This window comes from Corynebacterium sp. TUM25015 (assembly GCF_056393505.1).
The window spans coordinates 1,681,038-1,693,930 of record NZ_CM150783.1 but is presented as its reverse complement, the minus strand read 5'-3'; the positions used below and the strand labels follow the sequence as shown (position 1 = coordinate 1,693,930).

The window sequence follows — 12,893 nt, the reverse complement described above, 5'->3', positions numbered from 1 at the left end:
GTGATGGGTGATATCTGGGCTATCGTCCTTGCAATCTTCCTGCTGGCACTCAACGGCTACTTTGTGGCGGTGGAGTTCTCTCTGATTTCCTCGCGAAAAGATCGCCTGGAATCGATGATCGCCGCCGGAAACAAGCGTGCCAAGCGCGTGCAATACGCCACGGAACACCTGTCGATCATGCTCGCGGGTGCGCAGTTTGGCATCACCATCGCCTCGCTGCTGCTCGGTAAGGTCGGCGAGCCAGCGATCGCGCACTTGATCGAAGCGCCATTCGAGGCACTGGGAATGCCCGCAGAGCTGCTGCACCCGGTGGGCTTTACCATCTCCCTGCTGTTGGTGACGATGCTGCACATCATTCTCGGTGAAATGGTGCCGAAGAATATTGCTCTGGCTGGGCCAGAAACAGTGGCAACATTTGTGGTGCCGCTGCACCTGCTGTTCGTGAAGGTGACGAACCCCATCATGCAGCTGCTGAACTGGATCGCGCGCAAGACGTTGAAGCTGGTGGGCGTGGAGCAAAAGGACGAGCTGGACTCCACGGTCTCCCCTTCCGAGCTGGCAAGTATGATCCAGGATTCCCGCTCTGAGGGGCTTATCGCACCTGAGGAAGCGAACCGCCTCAACAAGGCGCTGGGTTCTTCCCGCCGTACGCTAGACGAAGTGTTGATCCCCTTCGGCGATGTGCACTGCATCCCCCAGGATGGCCCGCGTATGAAGGTAGCCGCCGTGGAGAAGGCTGTGCAGGAGACGGGCTACTCTCGCTTCCCCGTTACTGATGCGACAGGCAAGTGGATTGGGTATGTGCACGTCAAGGATGTGCTGGACAACCTAGTAGAGCCCGACGGGCAGCTGGATACGACGGATATTCGCCCGCTGCTGGAGGTCAAGGCTGGTTCGAACTTCGATGTCGCGATGCGCAATATGCGTCGTACGTCGAGCCACATCGCCGCAGTAGTGGATGCAAATGGGCAGATCATTGGCATGATCACCCTGGAAGACATCATCGAGGAACTCGTCGGTACCGTTCGCGACTGGACCCATGACTGAGGTTCTGCACGACTGGCGCGCAAGGCAGGCGGCTCATAGGGAGCGTGTGCAGCGCCTCACCGAGGGGCACCGCCGGCGCCGCGCACAGGGTGAAAGGCACCCGGTGTGGGACTTTATGTTCAGCTACTACCCCACTACCCCTGGGAAGCTAAGCCACTGGCATCCGGGCGTCAATAAGGCCGTGGTGTGGGATGGTGGCGACGACCTGCCACAGTACAAAGACCACTATGTACGCCAAGGTGATGTGTGGATCCTGGATGTGGAGCGGTACATGGCAGCCAGGGGTAAAACGGTGCGTTATATCGCGCGGCTGTTGGATGCGACGTACCGGCACCCGCCAGTGCTGGGGTGCTTTGGACTGCACGAATGGGCGATGGTGTACAAGGATGCGCCCCGCCACCCCGAGCCACTGCGTTTGGGAGCCCGGGGTACGGACGAGGTTGTCGAGAAGTCGCAGTTGAAGTGCACGCACTTTGACGCTTATCGCTTTTTTACCGACGCCGCCGCGCCGCGCAACGCCCACACCCCCACCCGCGACTCACAGCCTCAGTTGGAGCAGCCGGGCTGCCTACACGCCACGATGGATCTGTATAAGTGGGCTACGAAATTGGGGCCGCTGGTTCCCGGCGAGTTGTGGCTGGACTGCTTTGAGCTGGCCTGTGATGTGCGTCGGCTGGATATGGAGGCTTCGCCCTATGAACTGCGGGAATGGGGTTTTGAGCCGGTGCGGATCGAGACTCCGGCGGGGCGGGCCGAGTATGTACAGCGGCAAAAGGGGCTAATGGATCGCGGGCAAGAGATCCGCAAGCAGCTGCTGGCCTACACTGGATAGAAAACTACTGGGAGGACTCGATCGTGGCACGACATGCAACTGGAAAGCAGAACTATCATGTTGCTGGATGGGTCTGGGGTGCCCTGGTGGCCGTGATTCTGGTTGTGGCGCTGGTGGCTGGTTGGATCATGCTGGCGCGAAACAACCAGGATCAGCTCTCAGCACCGGAGTGCCCACAGGGGGATTTTGTGGTGAAGATCTGGGCCGAGGATACGGCGGAGCTACAGGATAAGGTGCGCCAGTTCAATGACGCGAACGAAGTGGAACTGGACCACTGCCTGAAGGCGGAGGCTGTGCAAAAGCCGGATGCGGAGGCTATTGCGGCGTATAAGGCGTGGGGTGAGGGTGGTATGCCAGGTGCTCCGTTGTGGAAGCCGACTGATCGGAGCAAGGCCGAGGAGGCGCTGGCGGTCTCCAAGGTGGAGAGCGGAGAAGAGAAGAATGACGTGCTGGCTCCGCAGCTGAGGGACCAGTCGCTGCCCGAGTTGGATCAGCGGGCGCGTGGAGCTTTCTTAAGGATTCTTTAGGCCATACGGCGACGGCGGCGCTCGGCCAACTCGTCGATGGCGGCATCCTGAACAACCTTCTCCGAGGGGAAGGAGGTGATGGTGCCGGTGAGTTCCTTCATCAGACCCGGCACTGCGATGCCGAATACGCCCTGGCCACCGTTGAGGAGGTCGATGACTTCTTCAGAGGAACGGCACTCATAGACGGTGTGGCCGTCGGAGACGAGAGTAATACCGGCGAGGTCGTCGACGCCCAGGTTCTCTAGCTTCTCGACAGCCTTGCGGATGTTTTGCAGGGAAATGCCGGTATCCAGCAGGCCCTTGACGATCTTGAGAACCAGGATGTCTCGGAAGGAGTACAGGCGCTGAGAGCCGGAGCCTGCGGCGTTGCGGATGCTGGGCTGGACGAGCTTGGTGCGCGCCCAGTAGTCGAGCTGGCGGTAAGTGATGCCAGCTACCTGACAGGCGATCGGCACACGGTAGCCAACTTCATCGTCGGGGCCATGGACGTCGAAAAGGGCATCCTGCATTGAAAGACTCCTGGTGTAATTTCAATTCTCTTCTAAAGATTAGACCGGTTTGCGGCACAGTCAACCGCTAGCCGGATATTACTTTAACACGAGTCACAAAATTCACACGTGTAACAACACGCGTGTCATTCTTTCAACCAGTCGTCCAGATCGCTCGACAGTCCCAGGCCTTCCCACATCTCTTGAAAATCGGAATCTGCGTTGTCGCTAGCACTGAAGCCCATCTCCTGTGGATCCCAGTCCAAAAGGAAGTCCACTTGGTCGCCATCTTCATCGACTTTCTTGAGCTTCGCTTCCAATTCTTCAACCCAGGCGGGATTCACACGGATCAGTGCATTTTCTACGCCTGGCGCAACCCGCACGTCGAAGAGCACACCTGCATGCCACAGCGGCTCCAGAATCGAGGGGCGCACGTCGATGAAACGTTCAGACTCCCCTGCCTCGAGCACCAAACCGGCGGTCATTTGCCCTCGGGAGTTGGTGGCGATTCGGGCGAACCACGGGTCACGCGCTTCGTCGTTCTTGAGGATGTTTGCCAGAACTTCCGCATCCGAGGGGCGCCCGCCCAGATCCACGGTGGGTTCAACCCAAATCGGCAGGATGTGGGTGCGTTCGGGCGTCATAAAAATAAGGCAATCGGCCACCGGCGCGCCGCACCCAAGGGCGCTGGCGACCGCGCGGCCGAGAAAGACGACTTCGGTACCTTTATCCAAGGTTGCCCTTCACCAGCGCGGTATTCAGAGAAATGATCAACGCGGACATCTCGCGGGCGGTTTCTGCGGAACGCTGCTGCGCGTTCTCATCGCGGCCATGTGCCAGTGGCTCGGCGATGCGAGAGACCATGTCGTACTGACGGTTCGCAATGGTCAGGAGCGACTTCAGGTGGCGATTGTCCAGGCCGTGGTCAGTGAGGCTCTGGGCAATCTGCACGATCTCAACATCGTCGACCGAGTAGAAACCAGCCGGGTCGGCGGTGATCAACCCCATACGGATGAGCGCCCCGGTGAAGGAGTCCTGCACACCTGCACGCGCCGTCACATCAGCACGAGTCAGGCGACGAGACTGGGCACCGCGCATCTGCTCCGGAGAAATAGCACCGGGGGCGGACTTGCGCGCAGCGGTCACGGGGGTGACCTTGCCGGAGTCCATGGCCTCCAGGCGCTCGCGAATAACCTTCAACGGCAAGTAATTATCCCGCTGAAGGGTCAAGATATAACGCAGCCTCGAAATGTCCTCCGGCGAAAAGCGCCGGTAGCCGCTCTGGGAACGACGCGGGCTCACCAGCCCCTCGGACTCCAGGAAACGGATCTTCGATACCGTAACATCCGGGAAATCCGGCTTCAGCTGCTTCAGCACGTCGCCGATAGACGACGTCGGCAGAACTTTACCGGCTGGCGAGGTGGAAGGGACTGGAGCGCTAACGTGGCTTCTCTGTGCGCTCACTGTTCCTTAGGCTTCCTTCGAACCGTTCAGGAACACCAGGCGGAACTTGCCGATCTGGATCTCATCGCCATTGGAGAGAACGGAAGAGTTCTTCGGCTCGCGGTTAACGTAGGTGCCGTTCAGGGATCCGACGTCTACGACCTCGTACTGATCGCCATTGCGACGGAACTCAGCGTGGCGACGGGAAACAGTAACGTCGTCGAGGAAGATATCGCTATCGGGGTGACGGCCAGCAGCGGTCGTCTCCTGATCCAGCAGGAATCGGGAGCCGGCATTCGGACCGCGCTTCACAACCAGCAGCGCGGAGCCCTCAGGAAGACCCTCGACACCGGCAGGAGAGGCATCGTGCTGGGAGCCAGACTCCATCTCCTTCAGAAGGTCTGCGCGGAAGACTGACGTGGTCTCGACAGATGCCTCTGGCACTCCGGTGTTATCGCTCATAGCTTTCAAGTCCTCTCATTCGAACTAATTGGTTCGGCTCTAACAATACGTCTAACAATACCCTAAAGCAGTTAGCGGAACATCTGAACGATAGACCCCATTACAGACCCCCCGGAGGAGGACAGCGGGTTATCGTTCACCATGTATGTCCATGTTGCGCTGGGCTTATGCAGCCCCATTTCGCCTAGCTGGGCGCCTTCAGAGGTGATCTCTACCTCGTCAAATGTCTCCCGAGCCTTGTCGACGGCACGTTCAGCCAACTCACCGAATGCGGCGATGGACATACGGTGGAACTCGTCGATCGGCGATTCGCGGGCAATGGCGCGCAGGTGAATCGACTCGCGTACATCGTCCAGGTAAGCCAGGTGCTCCGACCATTCGTTATCCAAGTGGAAGAGCATAATTTCGCGGGCGGCCTGCTCCAGAGTTTCCTCGGAGAGTCCCTGCTTCTTCAGCTCCGCAGCACGCTCAACGTTGTGGTAGCTGAGATCATCCCAGGCAGCGCCAGTGTCCAGCAAAGTGTCGCGGCGATCATTCACGATGTCGCGCTGGTCCTTAATGAGCTTGTTGTACTTCCACGTAGTTGCGTGGATGTCGAGCATCTGTCCTTCAGTAACGCGCTGACAGTGATCCACGAACTGCTGAACCTTCTTCTGTGGCAGCAGGCCGTCGTCCTCGGGCTGCGCCTGCAGCTCCTCCCCTGCGCCGCCGATAGCCACCACGTCGTCTTCAAGGGAGACGAAGAAAACCGAACTGCCCGGGTCACCCTGGCGTCCCGCGCGGCCTCGCAGCTGGTTATCCAGGCGCTGGGAGCGGAAACGCCCCACGCCTACGACATGCAGGCCACCGGTTTCTACGACCTCTTCGCGCTCAGCTTCGTCTGTACCGCCCAGCTTGATATCCGTACCGCGGCCAGCCATCTGGGTAGAGACAGTCACGCGACCCGGACGGCCGGCCTCGGCTACGACAGCTGCTTCCGCCTCGTGGTTCTTCGCGTTCAGTACCGAGCACTCCACGCCTGCAGAAAGGAGCGCCTCAGCCAGCTGCTCAGATTCTGCAACGTCCTGGGTGCCCACCAGCTGCGGCTGACCAGTCTTTTGCACCTCGATGATGTGCTTGACCACGGCATCGTCGCGCTCGGTGGCGGAGACGTAAACCCGGTCAGCCTCGTCGAAGCGAATGTTCGGCACATTCGGCTCGATGACGGAGACCTGCAGGTTGTAGAACTGACGCAGCTGGTCGCCAGCGGCCAGTGCGGTGCCAGTCATGCCGCAGACCTCGGGGTACATGCCGACCAAAGCCTGGATGGTTACCTGGTCGAGGATGCGACCACCATCGGTAACGTCCAGGCCTTCCTTGGCCTCCACTGCTGCCTGCAGGCCATCGGGCCAACGCTGCAGCTCGGCCACGCGGCCGCGGGAGCCGTCAATAAGAGCTACCTTGCCGTCGCGCACAATGTAGTGCACGTCGCGGATCAAGAGGTGTTCGGCGTGCAGGGCAACGTTCACCTGCACCAACAGCTCGCCTTCATCCTCGTAGAGGGAATCTACGCCGAGCTCCTTCTCCACGAACTCCGCACCCTCATCGGTAAGGAAGACATTGCGGTGATCCTCGGAGACATGGAAGTGCTTGTCTTCCTCCATCCGCTTGACCAGATCAGTAATGCGGCCAGCGGGGGCGGGCCCGGGCTCGGAACCGGCGAGAACCAGCGGTACAAGAGCTTCGTCCACCATTACCGAATCGGCCTCATCGATGACGGCCACGTCCGCAGGGCTACGTACCTGGTCGGTACGGCGGGTAATGAGCTGATCACGCAGCACGTCGAAGCCCAGCTCGTTGATGGCACCGAAAATAACGTCACGCGAGTAGATCTCGCGGCGCTGATCCGCAGAGAGCTCCTCGTTAATCGCACCATGGGTGAGTCCGAAGAACTCGAACATCGGACCCATCCAGTCGTTATCGCGACCAGCCAAGTAGCTGTTGACCGTGATGACGTGCACGCGCTTGCCCTGAAGCGCAAAGCCCACGGCGGCCATCGCGCCAGCAAGTGTCTTACCCTCACCGGTGGCCATCTCCACCACATCGCCGTGCAGCAGGCGGTAGGTGCCCTGCATCTGCACGTCGAAAGGCTCCATGTCCAACGTGCGTTTAGCCGCTTCACGCAGGATTCCAAGCAGCGCGGAAGCGTCTTCTACTTGCCCTCCGAAGTGGTGGCCATCCTCGCTAGTGGATTGTTTAGTGACCACGTCCGAGGCGGCGTCACGAAGCTCAGCATCGCTAAGCCCCGAATAGCGCGACGAGTCGGCCTGAGCGACCACGGCCCGGCTCTTCTTCTGATTCTTCTTCGGGGAAGATCCCATTGCCTTCCAGAACCAGTCAAATGCCATGTGTGTGCCCTTCGAGTGTGAGATGTAAAAATGTACTGACCACGTTAACCGACTAATGGCAAGAGGCGATCCATGACCCGCACGATTCGCTCCGTTCACGTGACAATTCCCACTGAAAATGGCTGGCAGTTGGCGGGAACGGTGGATATGCCACGGGATGTGGCGATGGAAGAAGCGCCGCGCCGGGCGGTCGTCGCGCACTGCTTTACGTGTACGCGCGGGGCAATTGGGGTGACGCGCATATCCAAGGCACTGGCGCGGGCGGGGTATGCGAGCCTGCGATTCGACTTTGCGGGGTTGGGTGATTCGGAGGGGCGGTTCGAGGAGACGACGCTGGCGACGAACGTGTCCGATGTACAGGCTGCGGCAGCGTGGTTTGGCGGACCGGAGCTGCTGGTGGGGCATTCGCTGGGTGGCACGGCGGTGCAGCGTGCTGCGGCGGCGATTCCTTCAGCAGAGAGCGTCGTGACCATCGGCACCCCTTTTGAGCTGCGGGATACGGCGAAGCGCGCGCCGGAGATCATGCACATGTTTAAGCGCCAGCGGGAGCTTTCCCTGGGGCAAGCGCTGCTGGATGAGCTCACCGCGGCCGATTCTGCCGATACCGTTGCCGCTGTTTCTTCTAGTGACGCCACGTCTCTGGTGCTGCACTCCCCCGATGATCTGGTAGTTCCAGTGGCGGAGGCGCATGCGATGAGGGAGGCTTTGCCGAAGGCTGATTGGGTGGCGTTGGAGGGCATGGATCACCTGCTTTTGCAAAGAGGATCCGGGCAGCGAGTGGGCGAATTCATCACGGCATGGGAGAGCTTGCGCCTACAGTAGGGGCATGGCTGAAGAAAAACTGACTTTTATTCCGACCGCCGACCTGGTGGACATCATTGGTAGCGACGTGCGCAGCTGCGATACACAGTTCCGCGACCTGGGCGGTGTGGTGGAGTTCTGCGGCAAGATCACCACGGTGAAGTGCTTCCAGGACAACGCGCTGCTGAAGAAGGTGCTGCAGGAGGAGAACCCAGGTGGCGTGCTGGTGATCGACGGTGGTGCTTCTATGCACACCGCACTGGTGGGCGACATTATTGCTGGCCTGGGCAAGGATCACGGCTGGGCCGGAGTGGTGGTTAATGGGCCGATCCGCGATTCCAAGGTGATCGGCCAGATGGAGTTCGGCTGCAAGGCGCTGGGCACCAACCCGCGTAAGTCCACCAAGACCGGTGAGGGCGAGCGTGACGTGACGGTGAGCTTCGGCGGCGTGGACTTTGTCCCAGGCGAATACATTTACTGCGATTCGGACGGCATTATTGTGAGCGACAAGGCCGTGCAGCCGGTATAAGCAGGGGATTTCATAACGGCGATGGGAGTGGGGTAACCTATCGCCGTTGCCCTTTTTTGAGGGCGACGGCGGACTGTGGCGCAGCTTGGTAGCGCACTACACTGGGGGTGTAGGGGTCGCAGGTTCAAATCCTGTCAGTCCGACCAAAATTTTTTCGGGGGTTATTCGTCCAGCTCCCCGGTTTCTTTAGCGGCTGCCATTAGCTCTGCCAAGGCCGCGATAACCCCATGCAACACATCGCGATCGCTGGAGAGCAGCGCATCACGCTGTTTGCGCTCCGCGATGCCGGAGAAGATTGCCTTCGTTGCCTCACCCTGGAACTTTTTGGAACGCTTGAGCTGCTCCTTGTTATTGGTTCGCCCCAGTTTGCGGGCTTCCGGCTGCTTGGAAAGCGTGCCCCAGGCGGCAACGATCATCTGCGCCGTCTGACCGGAGGTGACGTCCACACCAGCCATCGAGAAGATGTCGTTGACCTTTTCGACGGCCTCGTCGAACGCAGTGCGCAGCGGCGTGCTGTCCCCACCCAAAGTGACGTCGAACTTAGGCACCTTCAGGGGTTCTCCCCCTCCGTCGCTCAACGAACGGTCGACCTCGGTTTCGTTCTGAATGATCGCAACGCCCGCCAGCGAAAGCCCGGTGATAAAATCCTCATCCTCGTCGTGCTCCGAGAGGTGGAGGTTGCGTTCCAAGACGGCGGCGAGCATGGCGCGCTTGGAAACTTCTGCGTCGGCGTATGCGACGATCTGGGAGAGGAATTCGTAGGCGTGGCGGTACTTCTCCGCATTGGATTTGAAGTCGCACGCCGCGGTATGCCCATCCTTGCCGGAATCGCGTCGAACTTGCCAGCGCTGGATGATCGGCGCGACCGCACCGCGCAAGGCCTCCGAATCAGAGCCAGCCATGTAAACCTGGGCGACTTGTTCCATTTCCTCCGGGGTATAGAACCCGGAGGTGTCGAGTTCCTCGCCGAGAGTGTGCAGCGCATTCGGGTTAATATCGGAATCGATCGAGGCGCCGACGTAGTAACGCTTGAAGTCCTTAACGATCATGTCTGGGTCGTTGGCGAAGTCCACCACCATCGGGGTGGGTTTATTCGGGTGTATGCGATTGAGACGAGAGAGTGTTTGCACGGTAGCGACCCCGGAAAGCTTCTTATCCACGTACATGGCGCAGAGCCGGGGCTCGTTGAAGCCAGTCTGGAACTTGTTCGCGACAATAATGACGCGGTAATCCTGCTCGTCGTCCTTGAAAGCGCGCTCGACGTCCGATACACCGTTGAGCTGGACTTCGGTGACCGGTTCGGACCTCTCGTCCACGCGCACCGCGTCAGAGAATGCCACCAGGGAGCGGAAGTCATAGCCTTTGGTTTGGATGTAGCGGTTAATCTCCTGTGACCACCGCACGGCGGCTTTTCGGGAGGAGGTCACGACCATCGCACGGGCCTTCCCGCCCAGGTGATGGGCTACGTTGCGGCGGAAGTGTTCGATGACGACCTCCACCTTCTGAGCAATGGAAGTTGGGTGCAAGCGGACGAAACGCACCATGTCGGAAACTGCCGCATTTTCATCCACTTCTTCTGTGCGACCCAGTTCGTCGCGGACCTCGGCCCACATTTGGTAGGTCGAGTAATTGCCGAGCACGTCGAGGATGAAGCCTTCCTCGATGGCCTGCCCCATTGGATAGGTGTCGAAGGCGAGGAAGTGGCCATCCGGGGTTTCCGTGCCGAAGAGGCGTAGGGTTTTACTCTTCGGGGTTGCGGTCAAGGCGATGAAGGTCATGTTCTCGGCGACTGCAAGAGCCTCTTGGCGAAGTTCCAGCAGGTCGTCCGCGGTGTAGTCCTCCCCTTCGTCCAATTCCACGTCTACGAGGAGTTCGCGCAGCGCGGTAGCGCTGGAGCCGGTTTGGGAGGAGTGTGCCTCGTCGGCTATGACGCACCAACGGCGGCCTGCAAGGTGCTGCTCGCTTTCAAGGAGCTTTAGCACATAAGGGAAAGTCTGGAGGGTGCAGGTGATAATGTGGTCACCTTCCTCGATGGCCTCGCGCAACTGCGGGGACTTAGCTCCGGCGCTTTCCCCCACGGAGACCACCAGCCCCATTGATGCTTCCATCATCTGCATGTCTTGGCGCACATTGGTGTCCAGGGCGGTGCGGTCGGTGACGACAATGACGGAGTCGAAGGTTTTCTGCCCGTCTTCACGCACGTGGCGGATGAGCCGGTGGGCAAGCCATGCGATGGTTTTGGTTTTGCCGGAGCCTGCGGAGTGTTCGATCAAGTAGCGCCCTCCTGCGCCGCGCCGGGTGACGTCCTGGGTGACCCGTTCGACGGCTCGGAGCTGGTGGTAGCGCGGGAAAATGAGTTTGCCGCCCAGGGTGCCGCGCTTCGGCTTGGCGTCGGGTTCCCACACTGCGAAGTCGCGCAGGATACGGAGGAACATGTCGCGTTCCAGCACTTCTTCCCACAGGTAGGAGGTTTCGGACTTGCCGGGGATGGGTGGGTTTCCGGCACCGCCGTCGACGCCCCGGTTAAAGGGAAGGAAGAAGGTATCCGAACCTTTAAGCGCGGTGGTCATGTAGACCTCTGCATTTGAGACGGCGAAGTGGACGAGCGCGCGGCCCGGCTGCAGCAGACGACGAGTCGGGCTTGGCACGCGGTTCTCGCGGTACTGCTTGCGGGCGTGTGCCACGGACTGAGTGCTGTCCGTCTTCAGCTCCATCGTCACGACGGGGATACCGTTGACGGTGAGCACGAGGTCGATCGTCTCGTTGGTTTTCGGGTCGAAGTGGACCTGGCGGATCACGCGCAGGATGTTCTCTTCAGCGCGCTCGGCGACTTTCCCTAGCAATGGGTTCGCCGGCGGGAAGGCTACCATGGGGCCGAAGCTGGCAGAGCGGGCTCCGACCTGGGCGTATTTGAAGCCCTCCCGTAAGGTGCCAAGCAGTCCGCCGAGAGTGCGCCCGGATTGTGGGTCCTTCCGCGTTTTGGTTTCCAGCCGGTCGGCGACGTATTCGAGTAGTTTGCGCTGTGCGACCTCGCGGGTGGCTTCCGGGGCGTCCGCGGGGACGGCCTTGGCGTACTCTTCAGGGTATTGGGTGGACAGCCACTCCAACACGTCGGCTGGGTAGAGCGCGAGGCGGCGATCCCAACCCTGGTCGTTCAGGCCCTCCTCGTAGGTCCAGCCGCGTTCGGCGAGCGCGTTGCAGATGGCGCTCTCGTATGGTTTTTCGCGGGTGATGTCCGTGCTAGGCATGGGTGGGCTCCTCGGCGGTGGGGATATCGATTTGTCCGGTCACGGCCGCAGCGATGAGGGCGGCGCGACGCTCGGCGAGTAGGTCGCGCAACTCGGTGATGTCGGCGAGCATGGCATCGATCTCGGTGGTTTCGCGGTCGATCTCGTCGGCAACTATTTCTTGCCTGTTCAGCGGCGGTAATACGACTGGCAGACGCGAAGTGGCCGAACTTCCAATCGAGAACCTAGTGACTCCATTTGCTGCTTGCGCCCAGTACGATTTCGCCTGCCCCGACATGAGAATCCAGTACAGGTACCGGGGGTTGATAAGTTCTCGGCGTGGGCGAGCAATAGTTAGGTGGTATCCGCACACCATGTCGGGGTCTGGATTGCGGATGATAGCGGGAATGCCGATGTCGTCCGCTGTTTCGGAGTCTTTGGTGAAAATCACGTCCCCGTCTCGCACTCCTACGCGCTCTATCTGCTCCGGAGTTGCGGTGGCTTCCATATAATTCGCGTCCGCGGTGAGTGTGTCGCCGTAATACACATCTGTGTAGTTAACGAGGCGCACCGGTGGCTCCCCTTCTCGGCTCTTCTTATCAACGCTGGAGGAGATCAGGTCAGCTACGACATTCAAACTGACTCTGTGGGTATCAGGGTCACTTTCCAGATTCCCAATAAAAATAGTTGCGATGGAGTTGCGATGCTCCGTCAGAAGCTTCTCCAGCTCGTCCAGGTCGGCGGTCATGTCGTCGATTTCGGCAGTCTCGCGGTCGAGGTAATCCGCGATGGCGCGCTGAGTGTTTACCGGTGGAAGTGGCAGCCCTATGAGGGAAAAACGGTCATAGCTAATTCGCTGCCCTACCCGGATCTCAGTCGTCAGAAGATTTAAATGTTCTATTACACCACGCGACTTCATTAGATATCCCAAAAAACCCGGAGAGTATAGCGGGCTTGGGCGAACTACCCGGTAGTCCCCGCTCACCTTTCCTGCCACGTGGCTGCGCTCCAAACCGGAGAGATGACTCGCCATACTGATGATGAAATCGTCGGGCTCGACGTGTTTCATATTGGCAGCTGACTTCGTATTTCGCACGAGTTGGTGGCCGGTAATCTCCCGATACTCGTCCTGCGTCACGACCCCGTAATT

12 protein-coding genes and 1 tRNA gene are annotated in these 12,893 nt (G+C 59.8%); 6 read left to right on the top strand and 7 right to left on the bottom strand.

Going from position 1 to position 12,893, the window contains the following annotated elements:
• Window positions 1-3: 3 nt before the first annotated feature.
• Genes AC06DS_RS07660 through AC06DS_RS07650 form a run of 3 tightly spaced genes read left to right on the top strand, consistent with a single transcriptional unit; the run spans window position 4 to window position 2,406 of the window.
• Complete coding sequence (locus tag AC06DS_RS07660) at window positions 4-1,047, top strand: hemolysin family protein (RefSeq protein ID WP_448307737.1); 1,044 nt, start codon at window positions 4-6, stop codon at window positions 1,045-1,047.
• Complete coding sequence (locus AC06DS_RS07655; protein ID WP_477100412.1) at window positions 1,040-1,879, top strand: 3-methyladenine DNA glycosylase; 840 nt, start codon at window positions 1,040-1,042, stop codon at window positions 1,877-1,879. The genes AC06DS_RS07660 and AC06DS_RS07655 overlap by 8 nt, the downstream gene beginning before the upstream one ends.
• A 23-nt stretch (window positions 1,880-1,902) precedes the next feature.
• On the top strand, window positions 1,903-2,406 hold the full coding sequence (locus tag AC06DS_RS07650) for a hypothetical protein (protein ID WP_477100411.1): 504 nt from the start codon (window positions 1,903-1,905) through the stop codon (window positions 2,404-2,406).
• Here the strand turns inward: AC06DS_RS07650 and AC06DS_RS07645 are convergent.
• The 5 genes from AC06DS_RS07645 to secA2 form a co-directional block, all read right to left on the bottom strand.
• Window positions 2,403-2,915: a MerR family transcriptional regulator gene (locus AC06DS_RS07645; protein ID WP_034967731.1), complete on the bottom strand. Its 513-nt coding sequence runs from the start codon at window positions 2,913-2,915 to the stop codon at window positions 2,403-2,405. The genes AC06DS_RS07650 and AC06DS_RS07645 overlap by 4 nt on opposite strands.
• Before the next feature lie 125 nt (window positions 2,916-3,040).
• On the bottom strand, window positions 3,041-3,538 hold the full coding sequence (locus AC06DS_RS07640) for a hypothetical protein (protein WP_477100410.1): 498 nt from the start codon (window positions 3,536-3,538) through the stop codon (window positions 3,041-3,043).
• 82 nt (window positions 3,539-3,620) lie between these two features.
• Window positions 3,621-4,358, bottom strand: a complete 738-nt coding sequence (ftsR, locus tag AC06DS_RS07635; RefSeq protein WP_293791188.1) for a transcriptional regulator FtsR — start codon at window positions 4,356-4,358, stop codon at window positions 3,621-3,623.
• Window positions 4,359-4,364: 6 nt separating this feature from the next.
• Entirely contained in the window at window positions 4,365-4,799 is a 435-nt protein-coding gene (gene odhI / locus AC06DS_RS07630) for an oxoglutarate dehydrogenase inhibitor Odhl (RefSeq protein WP_005294594.1), read from the bottom strand.
• Between the two features lie 71 nt (window positions 4,800-4,870).
• Complete coding sequence (gene secA2, locus AC06DS_RS07625) at window positions 4,871-7,186, bottom strand: accessory Sec system translocase SecA2 (protein WP_477100409.1); 2,316 nt, start codon at window positions 7,184-7,186, stop codon at window positions 4,871-4,873.
• Between the two features lie 72 nt (window positions 7,187-7,258).
• Here secA2 and AC06DS_RS07620 point away from each other — a divergent pair, with 72 nt between their 5' ends.
• The 3 genes from AC06DS_RS07620 to AC06DS_RS07610 all read left to right on the top strand — a co-directional run bounded on the left by AC06DS_RS07620 (window position 7,259) and on the right by AC06DS_RS07610 (window position 8,662).
• Complete coding sequence (locus tag AC06DS_RS07620) at window positions 7,259-8,008, top strand: alpha/beta hydrolase family protein (protein WP_477100408.1); 750 nt, start codon at window positions 7,259-7,261, stop codon at window positions 8,006-8,008.
• Window positions 8,009-8,012: 4 nt separating this feature from the next.
• Window positions 8,013-8,516 carry a ribonuclease E activity regulator RraA gene (gene rraA, locus AC06DS_RS07615; RefSeq protein ID WP_477100407.1) on the top strand — a complete coding sequence of 168 codons (504 nt, stop codon included), beginning with the start codon at window positions 8,013-8,015 and terminating at the stop codon, window positions 8,514-8,516.
• A 69-nt stretch (window positions 8,517-8,585) separates the two neighbouring features.
• Window positions 8,586-8,662, top strand: a tRNA-Pro gene (locus AC06DS_RS07610).
• Between the two features lie 15 nt (window positions 8,663-8,677).
• Here AC06DS_RS07610 and AC06DS_RS07605 read toward each other — a convergent pair.
• Window positions 8,678-11,764, bottom strand: a complete 3,087-nt coding sequence (locus AC06DS_RS07605; RefSeq protein ID WP_477100406.1) for a type I restriction endonuclease subunit R — start codon at window positions 11,762-11,764, stop codon at window positions 8,678-8,680.
• Window positions 11,757-12,662 (bottom strand): restriction endonuclease subunit S domain-containing protein, encoded by a 906-nt coding sequence (locus AC06DS_RS07600; RefSeq protein WP_477100405.1) that lies wholly within the window; start codon window positions 12,660-12,662, stop codon window positions 11,757-11,759. The genes AC06DS_RS07605 and AC06DS_RS07600 overlap by 8 nt, the downstream gene beginning before the upstream one ends.
• Window positions 12,663-12,893: the final 231 nt, after the last annotated feature.

What these genes read in the sequence shown, in the direction of transcription:
- AC06DS_RS07655 (WP_477100412.1), top strand. Translation starts at nt 1,040, where the DNA reads ATGACTGAGGTTCTGCACGACTGGCGCGCAAGGCAGGCGGCTCATAGG.
- AC06DS_RS07600 (WP_477100405.1), bottom strand. Translation starts at nt 12,662, where the DNA reads ATGAAGTCGCGTGGTGTAATAGAACATTTAAATCTTCTGACGACTGAG.
- secA2 (WP_477100409.1), bottom strand. Translation starts at nt 7,186, where the DNA reads ATGGCATTTGACTGGTTCTGGAAGGCAATGGGATCTTCCCCGAAGAAG.
- AC06DS_RS07605 (WP_477100406.1), bottom strand. Translation starts at nt 11,764, where the DNA reads ATGCCTAGCACGGACATCACCCGCGAAAAACCATACGAGAGCGCCATC.
- AC06DS_RS07620 (WP_477100408.1), top strand. Translation starts at nt 7,259, where the DNA reads ATGACCCGCACGATTCGCTCCGTTCACGTGACAATTCCCACTGAAAAT.
- AC06DS_RS07645 (WP_034967731.1), bottom strand. Translation starts at nt 2,915, where the DNA reads ATGCAGGATGCCCTTTTCGACGTCCATGGCCCCGACGATGAAGTTGGC.
- AC06DS_RS07660 (WP_448307737.1), top strand. Translation starts at nt 4, where the DNA reads ATGGGTGATATCTGGGCTATCGTCCTTGCAATCTTCCTGCTGGCACTC.
- odhI (WP_005294594.1), bottom strand. Translation starts at nt 4,799, where the DNA reads ATGAGCGATAACACCGGAGTGCCAGAGGCATCTGTCGAGACCACGTCA.
- AC06DS_RS07640 (WP_477100410.1), bottom strand. Translation starts at nt 3,538, where the DNA reads ATGACGCCCGAACGCACCCACATCCTGCCGATTTGGGTTGAACCCACC.
- rraA (WP_477100407.1), top strand. Translation starts at nt 8,013, where the DNA reads ATGGCTGAAGAAAAACTGACTTTTATTCCGACCGCCGACCTGGTGGAC.